Raw genomic sequence first — 19,107 nt, 5'->3', positions numbered from 1 at the left:
CCCGGGGCAGATTTTCGAGTAATGGCCGCGTCCGATTGGCCGAATGGTGATTTTCGCTTTTGCAGAGGAACTTTTCCGTGCCGCGCACGTTGGGGCGCTCGGGTGAATGGAGACAATAATGGCGGACTCCGAAGAAGACTGGATCAAGAAACGGGCCTACGCATTGTGGGAGGAAGAAGGCTATCCTGCCGGCAAGGATAGGGAACACTGGGAAAGGGCGAAGCTGGAATATGCAACGCTCAAGCCCGTAGCTTCGAACGCGGCGCCGGCGGCTCCGCGACGGAAGGCTGCTGCAGCGGCAACCCCGCCGAAAGCAGCCCCCAAGGCGAAGGCCGCTTCCCCCAAGGCGGCCACGAAGACGGCAGCATCCGGGACTGCCGCCGCTCCGGCGAAGACTGCTCCGAAGACCCCTGCGGCCATCCCCGCCTCGGCGGAACCGGCCAAGAAGCGCTCCAGAAAAGTTCCGGCCGGCGAATAGCGCCGTCCGTCCGTACACACCAAGAACGGTTTCAATAGGCGCGGCGATGCGTGTCGCCGCGCAGTGGCTTTCTTTACCTTGGAAAATCGGGATGTTTTTTGCGTCTGAACTCCGCCTGAACCCGAGCCCGACAGGGAACCTCGGTCGTCACCGAAATGTTCTGAAAGGTGAAAACGACCTATGGCGGAGGCAGGCATGATGAACGTTCACGTCCCGATCGGTGACGCGCATCGCGATCAACGAAACATCCGGGATCGTGAGGTCGGCCCGACTGCCGGAAAGCCGGGGCTGCCGCAGATGAAGGTCCTTTCGGTCACCTCAGAGGTCTTCCCTCTCGTGAAGACCGGCGGCCTTGCGGATGTGACCGGCTCCCTGCCCAAGGCGCTCGCTCCCCTCGGCATCGAAACCACGTCGCTGATCCCCGGCTATCCCGCCGTGATGCGGCAACTGACAAGCGCCATGCCGCTGGTCACGTTCGACAGCCTTCTGGGCGAGCGCGCCTCACTGCTCCATACCCGCATCGAAGACCTGAGCCTGTTCGTTCTCGACGCGCCGGCCCTCTACAATCGTCCGGGCGGCCCTTATGTCGATGAAAACGGCCGCGATCATCCGGACAACTGGAAACGGTTCGCCGCCCTTTCCCTGGCTGCGGCGGAAATCGCCGACGGGGTGCTGCCCGGATGGGTGCCCGACCTCGTCCATACCCATGACTGGCAATCGGCGCTGACCTCGGTCTACATGCGCGAACGCGGCTGCATAACCCCCGTCGTGCTGACGATCCACAACCTCGCATTCCAGGGACAATATTCCGCAAGGCTGCTTGGAAACCTCGGCCTGCCCCCCGAGACCTATTCCATGAACCGCATGGAATATTTCGGGGACATCAGCTTCCTCAAGGGAGGCCTGCAGACGGCGGATGCGATCACCACCGTCAGCCCGACCTACGCGCGGGAAATCCTGACGCCCCGTTTCGGCATGGGCATGGATGGCGTGCTGAACGCGCGCGTCTCCGTTCTGCGCGGCATCGTCAACGGCATCGATCTCGACGTCTGGGATCCGTCCGCGGACCCGCATCTGCCCCGCAGCTACGACGTCAACAGCCTGCGCCGCAAGCGCGAGAACCGGGCGGTCCTGCTGAAGGAATTCGGCCTGGACCCGTCGCATCAAGGTCCGGTCTTTTCGGCGGTCAGCCGCCTGACGTGGCAAAAGGGTCTCGACATGTTCGCCGAGACGGCGGACGAGGTCATCCGGCACGGCGGAAAAGTGATCGTCTTCGGAAAGGGCGACCACGAGATCGAACAGGCGCTGCTGAACACCGCATCGCGCTTCCCGGGCCACATGGCCGTGCATATCGGCTACGACGAACCGACGGCGCATCTGATCCATGGCGGATCGGATGCGATCGTGCAGCCCTCCCGCTTCGAGCCCTGCGGGCTGACGCAGCTCTATGCGCTTCGCTACGGCTGCGTGCCGGTCGTCTCCCGCACCGGCGGGCTTTCGGAGACGATCATCGACGCCAACGACGCGGCCATGTCCGCGCGGGTGGCGACCGGCTTCCAGTTCCACCCGGTCACGACCGACGGCCTGCGGCTGGCGCTTCGCCGCGCGCTGCATGCCTATGCCGACCCGAAAATGTGGGCGCGGCTGCAGAACCAGGGCATGAAGGCGAAGTTTTCGTGGGAGCGCAGCGCCCAGCAATACGCCGCCGTCTACGCCAACCTGGTGCGCAAGTCGGGGCCGATCTCGGCCGCCGCCCCCGCCGACCTGCGCCGGGCGACGATCTGATCCGGGAACGATATCGGCAAATGAAAACCGGGCCCACCAGCCCCAGCCACTCACTTGAATGCGGAATCTTTAGGTTAACCTTCACAAATACTCCCTATAGCGCCGGCTATCGTGACATGCGTATGCTGGATTTTTTCGGAAGCCCCAAAGCGGCTTCGGCTGCTTCTGCCGTTCAACGGGATCAGAACTGCCATCGGCCGTAAGCGCGATGGCAACTATGCGCCGCGAGCGGACGCAGGGATCGAACCCTTGACTTTGATGGAGCCTTCACGACCCTTGAGCCCGGAGACTTACGAGGCTATTGGGGACATCGGCCATGTTCGACCTTCGTCCGTTATATTCGACCCTGCATATTGAGGCGATCACACAGTTTATTGGTGAACACTATGCGGTCGAGGGGCCAGTCTCCTGCCAAATGCTCCAACGCGGTTTGAATGACGTTTACCTCGTTGCTGGGAAAAATGGCGAGCGTTACGTGTTTCGTCTCTCTCAGCATAGGGCACGTGGTCCGGCCGATGTCAAAACCGAAACTGCGTTTCTGATACACCTCTCGCAATCCGGCGTCCCGGTCGCCGCACCCATTCCAACGCGAGAAGGCACCTTCTTCGTTCAAGCCCATGCTCCGGAAGGTTGGCGCTCCGGTGTCCTCTTTCAGGCGCTGGATGGACGCGAACCTCACGCTACAGACCTTGGCGATGCGCAGGCAAACGGAAAGACCCTTGCCATGCTGCACAACGCGGCGGAGGCATTCTCCTCCGATGGGGCGGTGTATCGTCTTGATCTTGAGCAGTTGCTGTGGCGACCTCTCACCCGATTGCGGGAGAGTGGAATTATCGAAGATGTCAATGCGTATAACGATCTCGAAAAAATTGCTGAAGAGACTGGGAAGGCAATTGAAGCGTTCGGCAATCTGACTTGGGCGCATTGTCACGGCGACTGTCATGGCTTCAATTCGCGCATCAATCATCTTGGCGAAGCAGTATTCTTTGACTTTGATGACAGCGGCCCAGGATACCTTGCTTACGACCTGTCCGTTTTTCTGTGGGCGAACGTATCTTTCGGCAGGAAATCGATACGCAGGTGGGAGGCGTTCATTGAGGGTTATCGGGCAGTCCGGCCAATAGCATCAGACGACTTCGAAGCCGCCATATGCTTCGTCATCGTCCGCCATTTTTGGCTTATGGGAGAGTACGCAACGCGCGCCAACGAATGGGGAAGCAACGCAGTCGGTTGGATCGCGCGGGAAGCGAACTTCCTCAAGACGTGGCAAACTGAGCAACTCGTCAACCGTCTATTCTAATTCTGTCGATTTGGTCAAAACGCAGTTCCAATGGCCGCATTGGGTCGTCAGCGGTCATGGCTAAGTAATGTGGAACCGTAAAATTTAACGGTTCCACATTACGTTGGTGGTTGGCCCACCAGTCCGGTTTTTTACGGGAGCTCGACGCTTACGGCCTGCGGAACAGCGCCAGGCTTCGGCCTTCGAGCTCGAAATCCTTCTCCTTGGTGATCCGCAGTCCGCGTTTCGCAAGGTCGGATGTCGTCAGCTCCAACACCCACCCGCCCTCGCCGAATTGCGGAATGCGGAAGGGCACGTTGCCTTCGAACGGATTGAAGAGCAGCAGGACGTCGTGCCAGATGCCCTCCTCCTGCTGGAGGTCCGGGCGCCCGATATAGAGACCGAGCGTCGAACCGTCGTCCCAATGCTCCGGCTGCTGGAAGCCGCCTCCGGCATTGAACCATTTGATGTCCATGCCGTCGCGCCAGTTCTCACGCCGCAACAGGGGCTGCTCGCGCCTCAGCTTGATGATCTGGCGGGTGAATTCGCGCAGCTCCTCGCAGGTCTCCGGCAGGTCTTCCCAGTGCACCCACGAAATCTCGCTGTCCTGGCAGTAGCCGTTGTTGTTGCCCATCTGGCTGCGGCCGAACTCGTCGCCGGCAAGCAGCATCGGGGTGCCGTGCGAGAAGAAGAGCGTCGCCAGGAAATTGCGCTTCTGCCGGTCGCGGACGGCATTGATGCCCTCGTCGTCGGTCGGACCTTCGGCACCGTAGTTGAAGCTGTGGTTGTCGTTGTGGCCGTCGTTATTGTCTTCGCCGTTCGCCTCGTTGTGCTTGTCGTTGTAGGAGACGAGGTCGTTGAGGGTGAAGCCGTCATGGGCGGCGATGAAGTTGACGCTCGCCCAGGGCCGGCGGCCGCGCTGGTCGTAGAGATCGCCGGAGCCGAGCAGGCGGGCGGCGAAATCCGTCGAGACGTTGGTGCCCTTCCAGTATTCCCGCACCGTATCGCGATACTTGTCGTTCCATTCGGCCCAGCCGGGCGGGAAGCCTCCCACCTGATAGCCGCCCGGGCCGATATCCCACGGCTCGCCGATCAGCTTGACCTTGGAAAGCACCGGATCCTGCGTCATCGCGTCGAAGAAGCCGCCGCGCTGGTCGAAACCCTGGGGCTCACGGCCGAGGATGGTGCCGAGATCGAAGCGGAAACCGTCGACATGCATGAATTCCGTCCAGTAGCGCAGGGAATCCATGATGAGCTGCAGCACGCGCGGATGGGAGGTGTTGACCGTGTTTCCCGTGCCCGTGTCGTTGATGTAGTAGCGGTGCTGGTCGGGCATCGTACGGTAGTAGGAGAAGTTGTCGATGCCCTTGAAGGAAAGCGTGGGGCCGAGCTCGTTGCCTTCGGCCGTGTGGTTGTAGACCACGTCGAGGATGACCTCGATGCCGGCATCGTGGAAGCTCCGCACCATGTCGCGGAACCCCTGGATGCCTTTCGGCCCGTAATAGCGGGAGGCCGGCGCGAAAAATCCGAGCGTGTTGTAGCCCCAGAAATTCTTGAGGCCCTTGTCGAGCAGATGCTGGTCGTCCGGGAAATAATGCACCGGCATCAGTTCGACCGAGGTGATGCCGAGGCTCTTGATGTAATCGACCGATGCCTGGTGGCCCATGCCCTCGAACGTGCCGCGCAGATCCTGCGGGATGCCCGGGTTGAGCTCGGTGAAGCCTTTCACATGGGTCTCGTAGACGACCGCCGCGGGCCAGGGAATGTCGGGCCGGTTCCGGTCCTGCCAGTCGAATTCGTTCGGGTCGATCACCCGGCATTTCGGCATGAAGGGTGCGCTGTCGCCCTCGTCGAAAGTCAGGTCCTTGTCCTCATGCAGCAGGTCGTAGGCGAAATGTGCCTCGTTCCACTGCACGTCGCCGACGAGCTCGCGGGCATAGGGATCGATCAGCAGCTTGTTCGGATTGAAACGGTGGCCGTTTTCCGGATCGTAGGGACCGTGGACGCGGTAGCCGTAGAGTGCGCCGGGCTTCAGGCCCGGAACGTAGCCGTGCCAGATCTCGTGCGTATATTCCGGAAGTTCGAGCCGGGCGATCTCGACCTTTCCGGTGCTGTCGTAGAGGCAGAGTTCGACGCGCTCGGCATGCGCCGAGAAGATCGCGAAATTGACGCCTTTGCCGTCGGAATTGGCCCCGAGCTGGAGCCATGAGCCGGGCTCGACGACGAAGTGGTTCGCCTTGGTATCCATGCCGCACCTTTCACAAAATTCCTCTAGTAATGGTGCAGCACAGCATTTCGTTCCCTGATCGCGTAACTATGGGTTGCCGGATCCGGCGGGAGGCGTGTTGGTATTGCCGGCGGGCGGATTGGCAGGGCTCTGCCCGCCCGTACTGCTCTGGGGCGTGCTGCTCCGGTCCGCAGGAGCGGTGTTCTCGGGCTGGGGCGGCGGCGTGTTGTTCACCGGGTCGTTCTGGTTTTCGCCGCTGTCGCCGCAGGCACTCAAGAGCAGGACGGTCGAAAGGGCGATGATCAAACGCTTCATTTTCCATCTTCTCCGTTGGATTTTCCGATGCCAGCTTTGCCGGCGTCACCCTGCCGGCGGCGTTCGTCGAGCGCGATAACCTTCTCGACCGCGACGATGTCTTCGGCCGCTGCGGCGGGGACCGGATCGCTAGCGATCGCCTCCAGGACTTCCGGGGCAAGCGCCCCCTTGCGGATGACGTATTCCAGCGCCTCGCGCGTCTGGCGCTCCGCCTTCAGCTGGGCGTAAAGAGCCAGGATCAGCCGATCGCGGACATCATGTTTCCCATTCCCGCCCCCGGTTCCGGCGAACTCTGCCATGGTTTCCTCCGTGTCCCTGCTCGAAAGGTCAACTTTCCGTCGGGGCGATTGTTCCCTCCGTCCAAGCCTCCCCTATCTCCCTGAAAGGGAAAACACGACGAGGAGGCGAGCCATGGCTGCGCTGGCACCGGAAGAACTGGAAGGGCGGCTGAATGCCCACCGCGAACTGCTGATCGAGCTTCTGGCCGCGATGATCGGCGGCGAAGTCACCATCACCGCGTTCCTGCGGCGTCTGAGGGACGATGCGACCTTCAAGGACAATGAAGAGGACCCCGGCGTCATGCCGGAAGACGCGTTTGCGATCGAGAACTCCGCCGCCCGCGAGGTGCGCGCCATCCTCGAAGCGGCCCGCGCCAGGGCCGATGCGGAGGGCCGTTAACCATAGCAATTCATATTTGCGGCGATCCTGCCACGTTTATGGCTATTTCGTGGAACTAAAATACCATTGACTCGTTCATTCACCACCAAAGCGACGGAGGCGTCTATGGTCAGGGAATGGGTAGAAGCTGCAGGCTTCATACTGGTGATAGCAGCCTGCTACATGATGGTCATTCCGGTTTAAGCTCCTAGGGAGGAGAGAGGCCTTATGGCCCCTTGCTCTCGCGGCCGGCAAAGAAGGCCGCGAGAGCGGCGAAATCTTCGTCGTCCAGGTTTTTGGCGGCTTCCGTCATCAGGTGGCTGAAGGACGAACCGCCCCGGACGCCTTCACGGAACAGCCGAAGCTGCTGCTTGAGATAAGCGGCGTTCTGGCCCGAAATGTGCGGATAGGCGGGATTGCCGCCGGGCTTTTCGTGGCAGCTGAAGCAGGCGGGTATCCTGTCCGCCGCCCTTCCCCTTTCGGCAAGCTCCCTTCCCTTTTCGATCAACTGCGGATCGGCCGCTGTCGCGGCGCGTTGCGGCCGGGCCTGTTTGGCATAATAGCCGGCAAGCTCCGGCAGGCTTTCATCGGACAATGTGCCGACCGCTACCTGCATGATGCCGCTCGGCCGCTTTCCTTCCGCATAGGCGCGCAGGCTGTTGAGCAGATAGGCCTCCGACTGACCGGCAAGCCGCGGGATGAGGCTGCCGTTGTTGAGCTTCTTCTCCGCATGGCAGCTCTCGCAGGTGATCGGCAGCGGCGAGACCTCGCCGGCAGTGCCGATGCCGTGCAGGCCGGATGCCTGCAGATAGGCGTTCGTGTCCATTTCCGGCAGCTTGCGGAGGAAGGCGACCATGGCCCAGACTTCGTCGTCGCGCGCCTGCGTCGGCCAGGCGGGCATGCCGGTGAAGCGCACGCCGTGCTTGACGATCTCGAAGAGCTGCGCCTCGCTCCACTCGGGCACGACCGTTTTCAGGTCCGGCGGCGACGGCAGCATGGCAAGCACCGCAGCCGAGCGGGGCTGCGCCGGCGATCCGTGACAGATGGCGCAGCCGGTTTCGTAATGTCCCGCCGCCGGCGGAAGAAGCGCCGGATCGCCGAGCGGCGGAACGTCGACGGAAAGCGCCGCGGTGCGCACCGAATTCCGCATCACCCAGTGGAGGAACCAGTCGGTCACGGCCCAATGGCCGGTGCTGGCCTGGATGCCCATCAGCCCCGACCAGGCGAACAGCATGCCGGAGAGGGGCAATGCCACCACCAGCGCGATGAGATGCTTCCGGCGGATCCTCATCGGCCGCTCCTCTCCAAAGATCCCGGTGTGCCGCTATTGAGCGTTTGGGCAAGCAGCGCCACGCCGCCGGCCAGATAGACCGCCGCTCCCACCAGCAGCATGACCACGCCGCCCGCCTGCTGATCCGCCGCAGCGGTGAGGGTGACGCCGAAACATGTCACCTCCCCTTCACCGTAAAGCGGCCGCGGCGACAATGAAAGCAGGGCGCCGAGCAGCGTCATATGCATGGAGGTGAAGAGCAGGCCGACCGTGCCGGAAAGCCGCCGCTCCTCCCGCCCGGTCGCCGCTCCGCCGAGGCAGGAAAGCCAGAGCGCAAGGCCGGCGCCGAGGAAGACGACCTGTTCCGCGGCCGCGAAGAAGACGGAGGATTCCGAAAGGGCCCGCATGGCGGGAACATGCCAGGCCCACACCGCAACGAGTTCGATGAGGGAGGCGATGAGCGGCGTCAGCCAGCCCCTGCCCACCGCGAAATCGAAGCGCGTTCCGGAAAGCCCGATGGCGATCAGCGGCGCGGCGCCCGCCACCACGCCCATATGCGCGACCATATGGACGGAAAACGAGCTTCGGTCCGCCAAGGGGAGAAGAACTGCCCACAGCAGGAACAGCAAGCCAAGGCCGAAGACGAGCGCAGCCTTTCTCATGACTGGCACTCGGCGATGAAGATCAGCGGGATGGCCAGATAGGCGACGGCCACGAAGCTGAGGCCCGAAAGCAGCAGCGTTGCAAAACCCTGGAAGAACCTGCGATCCTGACGGGTCGGCGCGTCATGCGGGGGGTCTCCCGATCCGAAACCCCATTGCCGCCAGGCGAGAAAGGCCGAGAGCACGATCATCGCGAGAGCGAGCAGGGTGAAGACGCCGAGGCCGATGCGGACTGTCTCGAACGAAAGATGAAGGGAAAGCCCCTTGGCGCAGAAGACCGCCACGGTGGCGTAACAGACGATGAAATGCAGTGCCCAGACCGTCGGCGCGGTGAAGAGCGTCCAGAGCGTTTCGATCTCGCGGGGGATGAAGCTTTTCATGATGCCACCAGCGGAAAGAGGCCGATCACCCCGAAGGTCACCACTGCGGTGACGGCCATGAAATGCCAATAGAGCGCGACATTGCGGATATCCTGGTCGTATTCGGCGGTCATCCTGCCGGCGAAACTGCGCGCCAGGCAATAGAGTTGCATGATCGCGCCGACCGCCCCGTGGGCCACCGTCCAGATCGCCAGGATCCAGACGGTGGCGGGATAGACGTTGGCGGTCGGCTCCATGCCGTGGAGATAGGGCCCGGCCAGGCCGGCGAGCGACCCCGCGACCGTGATAGCGCAGGCCCCGACCAGCGACAGCCGCGCCCCCGCCGGCCCCTTCTCATTGAGCTCACGCGCCAGGAGCGTCAGGCCCCAGGCGATCACGAAAAGCGCCAGTGCCGTCATCGGCCAGAACACGCCCGGCCCTGCGGCCGCCGCGGTGAAATCGTCATGGATCGTCCAGTAGAAGAAATAGCCGAAGACGAGGCTCGCGAAGGCGGTACCATCCCCCACCATGGTGATGAACATCGCCCACCAGCCGACCGAGGCAGGTCCGGAGACGTAGATCGGCAGCTTTTTACCGAGCCCGACATCCATTTCCGGCTCTTCCGGAATGGGCGCGGTGCCGGTCCACAGCCAGTAGATGATGGCGGCGAAGGTGATGATGGCCGAGACGATCGTGGCGATCCACCAGTGGAAGGTGAGCGCGATGAAGACACCCCCGAGCGCCATCGCCGCAATGATCGTCACATAGGACACGCCGCCGACGCGCAGGCACTGGATCGGCTCGGCATCGAGCACCGACGTCACCAGCGTTTCGCGATAACCCGATTTCGCATCCGGCAGGTAGAAGCGCCCGGCCTCGATATCGGCCTGCAGGTCCGGCTGGTCCCAAAGCGGATAGCGGCTGGTGATGATCGGCACGGAGCGCATGCCCCAGCTTTCCGCCGGATCGTTCGTCCATTCCAGCGTGCCGGAATTCCAGGGGTTGAGATTGCGCGCCTCGGGCTTCGGCTTCGGCCGCAGGATGTCGATGACGAAAGTCGCCACGCCGGACGCGAAGATGAAGGCGCCGACGGTCGAGATCAGGTTGAACCAATCCCAGCCGATGCCTTCCGGATAGGTGAAGACGCGGCGCGGCATGCCGCGCAGGCCGGAGAAGTGCATCGGAAAGAAGGCGATGTTGAAGCCCGCGAACATCAGCCAGAAGGCGGCCTTGCCCCAGGCGTCGCTCAGCCTCTTTCCGGTGAAGAAGGGGAAGTAATAGTAGAGGCCGGCGACGACGGGAAACAGCATGCCGCCGATCAGCACATAGTGCAGATGGGCGACGACGAAATAGGTGTCGTGGGCCTGCCAGTCGAACGGCACCAGCGCCACCATGACGCCCGTCAGCCCGCCGATGACGAAGATGATCAGCCCGCCGGCGCCGAAGAGCATCGGCACGGAGAAGATCACGCGGCCCGCCAGCATGGTGGCGATGAAGACGAAGATCTGCACGCCGGTCGGGATCGCCACGGCCTCGGAGGCCGCGGAGAAGAAGGCGAGCGAAATCTGCGGCAGGCCGGTCGTGAACATGTGATGCACCCAGAGCCCGAAGCTCAGGAACCCCGTGCCGACCGCCGCGAGCACGATCCACGAATAACCGACGATCGGCCGCTGCGAGAAGGTCGGAACGATCATCGCCATCAGCGCAATCGCGGGCAGGAAGATGATGTAGACCTCCGGATGGCCGAAGATCCAGAAGAGGTGCTGCCACAGCAGCGGATCGCCGCCGCGCTCCGCATCGAAGAAGGGCCAGTCGAACATCCGCTCCATCTCGAACAGGATGTCGCCGGCGATCAGCGGCGGGAAGGCGAAAAGGATCATGCCCGCGACGATCAGGAGGTACCAGGCGAACATCGGCATCAGGTTGATGCGCATGCCCGGAGCCCGGCATTTCATGATCCCGACGATGATCTCGACCGCGGCCGCGATCGATGCCACCTCGATGAAGGAAAGGCCGAGCAGCCAGATATCCGCGCCGATGCCGGAATATTCCTTGTCGGTCGCGAGCGGCGGATACATGAACCAGCCGGCATTGGGTGCCGCGTTGAAGAAGATCGAGCCGCAGACGAAGATGCCGCCGAGCAGAAAGCTCCAGAAGCCGAAGGCGGAAAGCCGCGGAAACGGCAGCTCGCGGGCACCGAGCATCGACGGCAGCAGGAAGATCGCCCAGGCTTCGAAGATCGGCACGGCGAACAGGAACATCATCACCGTGCCGTGCAGCGTGAAGGCCTGGTTGAAAAGGTCGGCGGAGATGAGGTCGTTCTCCGGCGCGGCGAGTTGCAGGCGCATCAGGAGCGCCAGCAGCCCGGCGAACAGCATGAAGAGGAAGGCGGTCGCTCCATACCAGAGGCCGATCTGGCTGTTGTTGACGGAGGTCCAGTAGCGGATGCCCTTGGGCGTCTCCCATACCTTGCGCAGCCGCTCCTCCTGCGCCGCCCGCTCTTCCGGTGAGAAATTGCCGAGCTCCCCCATTACATGAGCCTCTTTGTCATCTGAGCCCCTTCAGATAGGCCGCGATCCGGTCGATATCGGTGTCGGGCAGCATGCCGAAATGCGGCATGAGCGCACCGGGTTTCACTTGCCCGGGATAGCGGATGAAGCGGGCGATATGTTCCCGCTCATTGGGAAGCGTGCCCGCGGCGACCGAGCCCCGCTCGCCGAAAGCGGTGAGATCCGGGCCGATCGCGCCGCGCGCCTCGGTGCCGGAGATCGCATGACAGGCGGCGCATCCATGTCTCAGAAACAGCGCCAGCCCTTCCGCATCCGCGGCTCCGGACGCGTTCTGCCGCGCCGACATCCAATCCTCGAACGCCTGCGACTCCATGGCGAGCACCGTGAAAGCCATCAGCGCGTGCGACGTCCCGCAGAATTCCGCGCAGACGCCGCGATAGGTGCCGGGCTTTTCGGCCGTGAGGGCAAGCCGATTCTCGCGGCCGGGGATCATGTCCATCTTGCCGCCGAGCACGGGAATCCAGAAGGAATGGATGACGTCCGGCGATGTGAGCGAGAAGACGACGCGTTCTCCGACCGGAATGCGCACTTCGTTTGCCGTCTCGAAGAGCACCCCGCCGTCTTCGCCGAGATAGCGCACCCGCCACCAGAACTGCTCGCCGGTGACCTCGATGCGGCGCATGCCGCCGTCCTCGCCCTGGAACCAGGGCCGGACGTTCGGCATCAGCCAGACGGCATAGGAAAGAAGGGCGGTAAGGATGACGGTCGGCATGACCGCCCCGCCCCAGAGAATGAACTGGCCTGCACCTTTTTCCGAATGCGCCCGCCGCTTGCGCGCCGCATAGACGAGCATTGCGACGACGCCGGCCCAGATGACGGCGGCACCCGTCAGCATCACGAAAAAAAGCGTGGCGACATCCGCCGCTTCCCGGCCGGCCGGATCGAGCGCCGACTGGATGCCGGAACACGACGCGACGAGCGGACATAGAAGGAGGGCAGGAACGGTTCGGATTGCCCGTTGGTGACTGCCCGGAGCACTGCCCGGGCCGAAAATCTGTCTTGATCGGATTGACCGGCGAGAGCCGGTCAAGCGGTCATCCTTCATTCGGCGGGCACCCGGACAAGTTCATCAGCGGCGGGAGAGCGCAGACATCCGGCCGGAAACGCACGGTCCGGAATTTTGTTCCAGAACGCGCGATAACGTTGTGTAACGCGCTGCAAAAAAGATGGAACGAATTCGCGGTGCAGGGGTTTGCCCCTTCGTGAGAGGGCACATGCCCTTGTTCGCGACGGGAGATCATCATGAGATACTTTTTCAAGATGCTGAGAAACAGGCTGACCGGCACCGACCAGAAGAAGACGTTTGCCGTCGCCCATCCGGAAGAGCTGCAGGTCGTCGTACCCGAAGCCGTCGTCCTTCCGCTGCCAAAGGCGCCTCGCGAAGAAATCAGCGTTCCCGCCTCCATCAACGGCCGGGACCTTTCCACCGGCCGCCTTTGAGACCGAAAAACATTTCGACAAAAAGGAGTCCAGAATGACCGCCATCGAGTCCGCATCCATCCTGATCCTTGCGACGGACGGCTACGAACGATCGGAACTGCGCGTCCCATTGGAGGAGCTCAAGAAGCGCGGGGCCAACGTGAAGATAGCGTCGATCAAGACGGGCGAGATCAAGAGCTGGGACAAGAAGGATTGGGGCGATACCGTCCCGGTCGACCTCGAAGCCAAGAACGTCAAGGCCGAGGAATTCGACGCCCTCGTCCTGCCCGGCGGCCAGATCAATCCCGACCTCCTGCGCGTCAACGAAGACGCGGTGCGCGTAGTGCGCGATTTCGTCAAGAGCGGCAAGCCCGTCGCAGCGATCTGCCATGGTCCATGGCTGCTGGCGGAAGCCGACGCCCTGCGCGGCCGCAAGGCGACGTCCTACCACTCGATCCGGACGGACATCCGCAATGCAGGAGCCTCCTGGAAGGATGAGGCGGTGGTGGTCGACAACGGCATCATCACCTCGCGCTCGCCCGACGATCTGCCGCAATTCGTCGACAAGATCGTCGAGGAAGTGCGGGAAGGACCACACGATCGCCGGGCAGCGTAATCGACGCCAACCCGGTTCCGGCCGCCCGTCGCTCCTCGCGGGCGGCCGTCCCAAGGAGCCTCAGGTCGAGACCTCCCGCAGGAAGGCCAGCAGCCGCCGCTCGTTGGCCCTCAAGCCTCTCGGGCCGTCCAACACCGTCTTGTCCCCCATCACCTTTTCCAGCGGCGAGACATCTTCCGACAGCGCCAATATGCTCGGGTGGATGTAACTCGACCGGCAGACGGCCGGTGTGTTGTTCAATGCTTCCGAGGCGGCCTTCGCCATCAGCTTGATCTTCGGGCGCCTGCCTTCCGCCTCCACGAATTCCCACGCGGCCATGAAGGCGGAAAGGCTGCCGCCCCAGGTGCGGAAGGTCTTCGCCGAGACGGAGAACCCGGCCGCCTGGGCGAGATAGGCGTTCAATCTTCCCGAATCGACCGGATGCGGAACGCCCTGCTCGTCCGGCCAGGAGAAGAGCTGGCGGCCGGGCAGATCCGCGATCTCCTCGAGAATGCGCTGCAGGCGCGGATGCTTCAGCGTATGCTGGACCCGTTTTCCGCCCTTGGCGACGAAGCGCAGCCGGATCGCATTGCCCGAAAGCATCATATGCCGCTTCAGGAGCGTCGTGGCTCCATAGGTTCCGTTTTCCTTTGCGTAGGCGCGGTTGCCGACGCGCAAATGCGTGGCGTCGAGAAGCGCCACGAGGGCAGCGACCACCGTATCGGAATTGCCCGGGCCGAGCGTCAGATCGCGCTTCACCTTGCGGCGGATTCTGGGCAGAACCTCACCGAAACGGGTGAGCTGGTCGTATTTCTGCTCGCTGCGGAAATTCTGCCAGTCCGGGTGATAACGGTACTGCTTCCGGCCGCGCGAATCGTAGCCCGTCGCCTGCAGATGCCCGCGCGGATCGAGGCAGATCCAGACGTCCTCATAGGCGGGCGGCAGGCCGAGCGCGGCGATCCTGCGCCGCTCCTCGTCGTCGTCCAGCAACGCGCCGTCCGGCAGACGATAACAGAAGCCTTTGCCGCGCCGGACCCGCCGGATACCGGGTTCGGTATCGCTGACATAGGTGAGGCCGATGGTTTCGAGGGAGTCCTGATCGATGTCGATCGTGGTCAGAGTGGCGTCCATGGCCGCTTAACGGCAGGAGCGCTCCTTCGTTCCGGCGCCAGCCGCTAAATCGCGATATCCTTGAGGCTTTCGGCGCCCTCGCCCCGCTCGAAGGCGGCGCGCGGCGCCACCAGGGTCCAGCAAAGCCCCTCCGGGCGGAAGTCGACCTCCACCTGGCCTCCGAACGCCGCCGCCGCGTGGCGCTTGATGATCGTCGTGCCGAAACCCGTCCGCGACGGTTCCCGGACCCGCGGGCCGTCCCTTTCCTCCCAGACCAGCCGGAGCTTGACCTCGCCTCCGTCCTCGTCGGCGACGTCTCTCCAGGCGATGCGGACCTTGCCCTGCGGCACCGAGAGCGCGCCGTACTTCACCGAGTTCGTCGCAAGTTCGTGGAGGATGAGACCGAGGTTTTGAACCGCCTCCGCCTTCAGCGTGAAATCCGCGCCCCGCAGTTCCACGCGATCGGCCACTTCCGCAAAGGTGCTCATGTGGATCTCGATCACGCGGCGGATGGAGACGCCGCCCCATTGTTCCTTCGCCAGCGCCTCGATCGATTTGCCGAGACCCTGTAGGCGGTTGCTGATGGCGTTCTGGAACTCCTCCATCGTCGTGTCCTGGCGCGCCAGCTGGCGCATCATCGCCTGCACGAGAGTGAGGATATTCTTGGTTCGATGGACAAGCTCGTGCAGGATCAAGTGAATGCGGTCTTCCGCCTGGCTGCGGTCGAAGGAGGCGTTGGAAAGGGCGATGGCCACCTGGTTGGCTTCCCGGATCTTCGTCTCCACAGGCGACACGATTTCACCTCTGCCGATGCGCTCGGCCATCTCGGCGATCTGCCGGATGGGAATGCGGAGCTGGCGGCCGACGAGCCAGGCGATCAGCATGCCGACGGCCAGGAAAATCGCCCCGCCGGCGATCAGTTGTCGCCAGGTGGTCAGGATGCTCGCCTGCGCCGCGTCTATCGGCCCCCATACGACGGCTTTCCAGGTCCAGCCGGTGATCTGCGCATAACCGTACATCTGCTTCAAATCGCCGTCGACATCCTCGATCGTCCCCTTGAAGCCGGTCATCAGCTTCAACGTGCCGGCGGGAAAGGCAGAGCCGGACGCCAGCGCGTTTGCCCCGATCGACGTGACCACATGCCCGGAGCCGTCGACCACCGCGACCGTCCAGCCGGTGGGAAGCCCTTCCGTCGAAATGAGCTTCTGCAGGTCCTCGGCGTTCTGCGTGATGATCATCGCAGCGCCCGAATGGGAAACCTCCTTCGGCAGGGGCATCGAAACGTTGAAGACATGCTTGCCGCTCGTGGTGCCGAAGAAGACATTGGAGACTTCCGTCACTCCGCTGCGCAAGATCGATTCGAGCGCGGCCGGGTTGGAAATCTTGCCGAGCGAGGTTCCGAAGGGCACGCGGGTATTCAGCCGCTGCTGGCCGTCCGCATCAACCACAAGAACGTAGAGGGAGTTCGATCTCAGGCTGTTCTGCGTGCGGTTGTGGAAGGCCCTGAGATCGCCGTTTTCAAGCTCCCGCGACGTCACGAGCAGCCTGAGCGTCGTCGACATGTCCTGCAATTCACGATCGACCGAACGGGCGATGAGCTGGGCGTCCTCGGCCGTCTCGTTGGCGAGGATTTCGCGCTCGTTCGCCTCGAGCTCCAGCATCAGATAGGCCACGAAGATCAGCAAGGGCAAAGCGACGCCAGCCGCAAGCGCGACCAGGTAAGCGCCGATGGGCGCTGTCGGGAAAAAGCGCGAAACCCGTAACATTCCGCGCATTTACCTAGGGAACGATGCAGGCACCTGCGCCGCCCGCCACCGTACTCGTCTCAATATCCCGCCCTTTGCTAATATAGCTAGCGGGTATCTTCTAACTGGTTTTGAAGGCGCGGCCAAGGATTGATTGCTGGCGATGCGTCTTTTCCCGGGAACGTCAAAAACGCCCTGCGACGGCGGGTGAAACTGAGGGAACCGAGGGCGCAAACGGCTTAAGTATGCCGCGATCGCTCGGTGATGTCGAAATTCACCTGCCAGTCCTTTTTCGGCTTCTTGGAACCGGGCGGAAGCTTGTGCGCGGTCGCGTCCTCCGACCCGGTGATCACCGTCGGCTTGGCGCTCGCCACGCCGCTGCTTTTCCCGCCTGTCTTCGGATTGGCGAACTGGCCCTCCGCATCCTTGCGAATCGCATCCGGACCGCTCCGGTCTTTCGTCGTCTTGGTCATGGGCACTCCCTGGAAAAGCCTAAGGCCGCCGCAACGACGGCCTTGGGCAGGTCAAAGCAAGACTAGACCGTGGTCGAGCCGGTGAGCCCATCGGTCGGGGCGTTGTTCACGCGCAGATTGTTCTGCACATGCCGCACGCCGGAGACGTCGTCCACCAGATCTTCCGCGCGCCGCTTGTCCCAGCGGCTGGAAACGAAGCCGTCCAGCGTCACCTCCGCGTTCTGGACGGTGACCGTGATATTCGACGCGTCGAGTACGGGATCGTCGCTCAGGCGATCGTTGACGTCCTCCTCGATGCGGGAATCGGACCGCTGATAGCCTTTAGGACCCTTGCCGCGATGCTCATCCATCATGCGGCGCTGTTCGGCCTCTTCGTCGCCGAACCACGAAGCGACCTCGTCTCCGGCCCGCTCCATGAAGCCGCGCCGGCGGTCACGATCGTCCGAGCCACGGAACCGATCGTCCATTCCATAGCCCTGGCGGCCTTCCGCTCCACGCCCATAGTCGGAGCCGTAGCGATCGCCATAGGCCTGGTTCACCCGACGGCGGCCGGGTTCGTAGCTGAAGGAGGAGGGCCTGCCCCGATAGGATTCGCGAGCCCAGGCGCGTGAACGCTCCGTATCGCCGTAGCCGGCCTCGTAACCGTAGTCGTCGGTGGCCCATTGCTCGCCCCGGCCGTAACGGGAGAAACGCGACCGATCGCCCTCGCCTCCTGCGGACTCCCTATCTCCGAAGGAATTGTCGCCGCTGCGCTGATAGTCGCCGAAACCGCGGACATAACCGGTGTCGCCCGGACGATAATCGCCGGAAGGCTCCCGGGCGAAATCGCGCTCGTCGCGCGTGCGGTCATTTCGATACCCACCCGACTGGGAATAGTTTCCGTTAGCCATTGTTTGTCTCCTCGATCTGATCTTGATCCCGTTCCGGACCGAACACCGACCGAACCGCGCCTCGGGGGGATTGTTCCGGATTTTTCGAGGATTGAGACCAATAAGGCTGAGGAAACGGACAGACCTTGGGAGGGTCGCGCCGACCTGCGGCCGGCGCGGGAAACGTCAGTCGATGCGGCTTGTCGTCTGCGGGTCGAAGACGACGGCTTTGTCGAGATTGAAGGCGAAGGGGAATTTCTGGCCGACCGACACATGCACGTCCGCACGGGTACGGGCCGTGAAGCTTGCCCCGTCCAGCTTGCCGGTCACGAACGTGTCGGAGCCCGTCGGCTCGACCATGGTCACATCCGCCTCGATCTGAGCGACGGAGCGTACCTGCGGATCGAGAAGGCCGCTGTCGGTAATTGCTTCCGGACGCAGGCCGAGAATGACCTCCTTGCCGTCGGCAAGGCTCGCCGTGACGGACGGCGGCATGGAGACCTTGACGCCCTCGTTGCCGAAGAGCGCGATCGACTGCGCGCCGCCGGAGGAAACGACCTTGCCCTTCAGCATGTTCATCGCCGGCGAGCCCATGAAGTCGGCGACGAAGAGGTTGGCCGGACGATTGTAGATTTCCGAGGGTGCGCCGACCTGCTGCACCGTGCCTTCCTTGAGCACGACGATCTTGGTGGCGAGCGTCATCGCCTCGATCTGGTCATGGGTGACGTAGACGATCGTGGCATTGGTGTTCTGGTGCAGCGCCTTGATCTCGGCGCGGACTTCGACGCGCAGCTTGGCATCGAGGTTGGAGAGCGGCTCGTCGAACAGGAAGACGCGCGGCTGGCGCACGAGGGCGCGGCCCATGGCGACGCGCTGGCGCTGGCCGCCGGAAAGTTGGCTCGGGCGGCGCTTCAGGAGGTGCTCGATCTGCAGGGTTTTCGCCACCTGCTTGACCGCCGCCTCGCGCGCCGCCTTGTCGACGCCGCGCATTTCCAGCGCGAACGCGATGTTTTCCTCGACCGTCATGTTCGGATAGAGCGCATAGGACTGGAAGACCATGGCGATGTCGCGCTTCGACGGGTGCAGGTCGGTGACCACCTGACCGTCGATGACGATGTCGCCGGAAGACGGCGGCAGAAGGCCGGCGATGGCGTTGAGCAGGGTCGACTTGCCGCAGCCGGACGGCCCGACGAGAACCAGGAAGCCGCCCTTTTCGAGATCGATATCGATGCCCTTCAGGATCTCGACGTTGCCGATCTTCTTGCGGATGTTCTTGATTTCAAGAAAGCTCATG

19 protein-coding genes are annotated in these 19,107 nt (G+C 63.1%); 6 read left to right on the top strand and 13 right to left on the bottom strand.

The window, feature by feature from the left end; genetic code table 11:
- The first annotated feature begins 118 nt into the window (after nucleotides 1-118).
- From ACMGE0_RS01740 to ACMGE0_RS01730, 3 genes are all read left to right on the top strand, one after another.
- Nucleotides 119-478 carry a DUF2934 domain-containing protein gene (locus ACMGE0_RS01740; RefSeq protein ID WP_436814133.1) on the top strand — a complete coding sequence of 120 codons (360 nt, stop codon included), beginning with the start codon at nucleotides 119-121 and terminating at the stop codon, nucleotides 476-478.
- A gap of 297 nt (nucleotides 479-775) precedes the next feature.
- Entirely contained in the window at nucleotides 776-2,263 is a 1,488-nt protein-coding gene (glgA, locus tag ACMGE0_RS01735; protein ID WP_436814500.1) for a glycogen synthase GlgA, read from the top strand.
- Nucleotides 2,264-2,579: 316 nt separating this feature from the next.
- Entirely contained in the window at nucleotides 2,580-3,563 is a 984-nt protein-coding gene (locus ACMGE0_RS01730; RefSeq protein WP_436814132.1) for a phosphotransferase enzyme family protein, read from the top strand.
- 148 nt (nucleotides 3,564-3,711) lie between these two features.
- Here ACMGE0_RS01730 and glgX read toward each other — a convergent pair whose 3' ends face one another.
- The 3 genes from glgX to ACMGE0_RS01715 all read right to left on the bottom strand — a co-directional run bounded on the left by glgX (nucleotide 3,712) and on the right by ACMGE0_RS01715 (nucleotide 6,383).
- Entirely contained in the window at nucleotides 3,712-5,790 is a 2,079-nt protein-coding gene (gene glgX, locus ACMGE0_RS01725) for a glycogen debranching protein GlgX (protein WP_436814131.1), read from the bottom strand.
- 66 nt (nucleotides 5,791-5,856) lie between these two features.
- Entirely contained in the window at nucleotides 5,857-6,084 is a 228-nt protein-coding gene (locus ACMGE0_RS01720; RefSeq protein WP_436814130.1) for a hypothetical protein, read from the bottom strand.
- A complete protein-coding gene (locus ACMGE0_RS01715) occupies nucleotides 6,081-6,383 on the bottom strand; it encodes a hypothetical protein (RefSeq protein WP_436814129.1) in 303 nt (100 codons plus the stop codon). Before ACMGE0_RS01715 ends, ACMGE0_RS01720 begins: the two co-directional genes overlap by 4 nt.
- A 112-nt stretch (nucleotides 6,384-6,495) precedes the next feature.
- Between ACMGE0_RS01715 and ACMGE0_RS01710 the strand changes: the two genes are divergently transcribed.
- Nucleotides 6,496-6,762: a hypothetical protein gene (locus ACMGE0_RS01710; protein ID WP_436814128.1), complete on the top strand. Its 267-nt coding sequence runs from the start codon at nucleotides 6,496-6,498 to the stop codon at nucleotides 6,760-6,762.
- Nucleotides 6,763-6,967: 205 nt separating this feature from the next.
- On the opposite strand, the gene ACMGE0_RS01705 is transcribed toward ACMGE0_RS01710, so the two are convergent.
- The 5 genes from ACMGE0_RS01705 to coxB are packed head-to-tail and all read right to left on the bottom strand — an operon-like array spanning nucleotide 6,968 to nucleotide 12,632.
- Nucleotides 6,968-8,032, bottom strand: a complete 1,065-nt coding sequence (locus ACMGE0_RS01705; protein ID WP_436814127.1) for a c-type cytochrome — start codon at nucleotides 8,030-8,032, stop codon at nucleotides 6,968-6,970.
- Nucleotides 8,029-8,673: a cytochrome c oxidase assembly protein gene (locus tag ACMGE0_RS01700; protein ID WP_436814126.1), complete on the bottom strand. Its 645-nt coding sequence runs from the start codon at nucleotides 8,671-8,673 to the stop codon at nucleotides 8,029-8,031. The genes ACMGE0_RS01705 and ACMGE0_RS01700 overlap by 4 nt, the downstream gene beginning before the upstream one ends.
- Nucleotides 8,670-9,053 carry a hypothetical protein gene (locus ACMGE0_RS01695; protein ID WP_436814125.1) on the bottom strand — a complete coding sequence of 128 codons (384 nt, stop codon included), beginning with the start codon at nucleotides 9,051-9,053 and terminating at the stop codon, nucleotides 8,670-8,672. Before ACMGE0_RS01695 ends, ACMGE0_RS01700 begins: the two co-directional genes overlap by 4 nt.
- Nucleotides 9,050-11,563 (bottom strand): cytochrome c oxidase subunit I, encoded by a 2,514-nt coding sequence (gene ctaD / locus ACMGE0_RS01690; RefSeq protein ID WP_436814124.1) that lies wholly within the window; start codon nucleotides 11,561-11,563, stop codon nucleotides 9,050-9,052. Before ctaD ends, ACMGE0_RS01695 begins: the two co-directional genes overlap by 4 nt.
- A 16-nt stretch (nucleotides 11,564-11,579) precedes the next feature.
- Nucleotides 11,580-12,632: a cytochrome c oxidase subunit II gene (coxB, locus tag ACMGE0_RS01685; RefSeq protein WP_436814123.1), complete on the bottom strand. Its 1,053-nt coding sequence runs from the start codon at nucleotides 12,630-12,632 to the stop codon at nucleotides 11,580-11,582.
- 212 nt (nucleotides 12,633-12,844) lie between these two features.
- Here coxB and ACMGE0_RS01680 point away from each other — a divergent pair, with 212 nt between their 5' ends.
- Nucleotides 12,845-13,042 (top strand): hypothetical protein, encoded by a 198-nt coding sequence (locus ACMGE0_RS01680; RefSeq protein WP_436814122.1) that lies wholly within the window; start codon nucleotides 12,845-12,847, stop codon nucleotides 13,040-13,042.
- 34 nt (nucleotides 13,043-13,076) lie between these two features.
- Nucleotides 13,077-13,637 (top strand): type 1 glutamine amidotransferase domain-containing protein, encoded by a 561-nt coding sequence (locus ACMGE0_RS01675; protein ID WP_436814121.1) that lies wholly within the window; start codon nucleotides 13,077-13,079, stop codon nucleotides 13,635-13,637.
- Between the two features lie 60 nt (nucleotides 13,638-13,697).
- On the opposite strand, the gene ACMGE0_RS01670 is transcribed toward ACMGE0_RS01675, so the two are convergent.
- The 5 genes from ACMGE0_RS01670 to ACMGE0_RS01650 all read right to left on the bottom strand — a co-directional run bounded on the left by ACMGE0_RS01670 (nucleotide 13,698) and on the right by ACMGE0_RS01650 (nucleotide 19,106).
- Nucleotides 13,698-14,720, bottom strand: a complete 1,023-nt coding sequence (locus tag ACMGE0_RS01670) for a DNA topoisomerase IB (RefSeq protein ID WP_436814499.1) — start codon at nucleotides 14,718-14,720, stop codon at nucleotides 13,698-13,700.
- Nucleotides 14,721-14,791: 71 nt separating this feature from the next.
- Nucleotides 14,792-16,492, bottom strand: a complete 1,701-nt coding sequence (locus ACMGE0_RS01665; protein ID WP_436814120.1) for an HWE histidine kinase domain-containing protein — start codon at nucleotides 16,490-16,492, stop codon at nucleotides 14,792-14,794.
- 218 nt (nucleotides 16,493-16,710) lie between these two features.
- Nucleotides 16,711-16,944 (bottom strand): hypothetical protein, encoded by a 234-nt coding sequence (locus ACMGE0_RS01660; protein ID WP_436814119.1) that lies wholly within the window; start codon nucleotides 16,942-16,944, stop codon nucleotides 16,711-16,713.
- Between the two features lie 62 nt (nucleotides 16,945-17,006).
- Complete coding sequence (locus tag ACMGE0_RS01655; protein WP_436814118.1) at nucleotides 17,007-17,834, bottom strand: BON domain-containing protein; 828 nt, start codon at nucleotides 17,832-17,834, stop codon at nucleotides 17,007-17,009.
- Between the two features lie 165 nt (nucleotides 17,835-17,999).
- Nucleotides 18,000-19,106, bottom strand: coding sequence for an ABC transporter ATP-binding protein (locus ACMGE0_RS01650; protein WP_436814117.1), 1,107 nt, complete (start codon nucleotides 19,104-19,106; stop codon nucleotides 18,000-18,002).
- Between the last annotated feature and the right edge of the window lies 1 nt (nucleotide 19,107).

The sequence above is a fragment of the Neorhizobium descurainiae genome (assembly GCF_051400715.1).
Taxonomy (GTDB): domain Bacteria; phylum Pseudomonadota; class Alphaproteobacteria; order Rhizobiales; family Rhizobiaceae; genus Neorhizobium.
The sequence above is the reverse complement of the archived record's forward strand: the minus strand, read 5'-3'. Positions and strand labels throughout refer to the sequence as shown.

Bases quoted from the DNA above. Each gene is read 5' to 3' on its own strand.
- ACMGE0_RS01680 (WP_436814122.1), top strand. From the start codon at position 12,845: ATGAGATACTTTTTCAAGATGCTGAGAAACAGGCTGACCGGCACCGAC.
- ACMGE0_RS01655 (WP_436814118.1), bottom strand. From the start codon at position 17,834: ATGGCTAACGGAAACTATTCCCAGTCGGGTGGGTATCGAAATGACCGC.
- ACMGE0_RS01675 (WP_436814121.1), top strand. From the start codon at position 13,077: ATGACCGCCATCGAGTCCGCATCCATCCTGATCCTTGCGACGGACGGC.
- ACMGE0_RS01730 (WP_436814132.1), top strand. From the start codon at position 2,580: ATGTTCGACCTTCGTCCGTTATATTCGACCCTGCATATTGAGGCGATC.
- ACMGE0_RS01650 (WP_436814117.1), bottom strand. From the start codon at position 19,106: ATGAGCTTTCTTGAAATCAAGAACATCCGCAAGAAGATCGGCAACGTC.
- ACMGE0_RS01720 (WP_436814130.1), bottom strand. From the start codon at position 6,084: ATGAAGCGTTTGATCATCGCCCTTTCGACCGTCCTGCTCTTGAGTGCC.
- ACMGE0_RS01700 (WP_436814126.1), bottom strand. From the start codon at position 8,673: ATGAGAAAGGCTGCGCTCGTCTTCGGCCTTGGCTTGCTGTTCCTGCTG.
- ACMGE0_RS01705 (WP_436814127.1), bottom strand. From the start codon at position 8,032: ATGAGGATCCGCCGGAAGCATCTCATCGCGCTGGTGGTGGCATTGCCC.
- glgA (WP_436814500.1), top strand. From the start codon at position 776: ATGAAGGTCCTTTCGGTCACCTCAGAGGTCTTCCCTCTCGTGAAGACC.
- ACMGE0_RS01660 (WP_436814119.1), bottom strand. From the start codon at position 16,944: ATGACCAAGACGACGAAAGACCGGAGCGGTCCGGATGCGATTCGCAAG.
- ACMGE0_RS01715 (WP_436814129.1), bottom strand. From the start codon at position 6,383: ATGGCAGAGTTCGCCGGAACCGGGGGCGGGAATGGGAAACATGATGTC.
- ctaD (WP_436814124.1), bottom strand. From the start codon at position 11,563: ATGGGGGAGCTCGGCAATTTCTCACCGGAAGAGCGGGCGGCGCAGGAG.
- ACMGE0_RS01710 (WP_436814128.1), top strand. From the start codon at position 6,496: ATGGCTGCGCTGGCACCGGAAGAACTGGAAGGGCGGCTGAATGCCCAC.
- ACMGE0_RS01665 (WP_436814120.1), bottom strand. From the start codon at position 16,492: ATGTTACGGGTTTCGCGCTTTTTCCCGACAGCGCCCATCGGCGCTTAC.
- ACMGE0_RS01740 (WP_436814133.1), top strand. From the start codon at position 119: ATGGCGGACTCCGAAGAAGACTGGATCAAGAAACGGGCCTACGCATTG.
- ACMGE0_RS01695 (WP_436814125.1), bottom strand. From the start codon at position 9,053: ATGAAAAGCTTCATCCCCCGCGAGATCGAAACGCTCTGGACGCTCTTC.
- glgX (WP_436814131.1), bottom strand. From the start codon at position 5,790: ATGGATACCAAGGCGAACCACTTCGTCGTCGAGCCCGGCTCATGGCTC.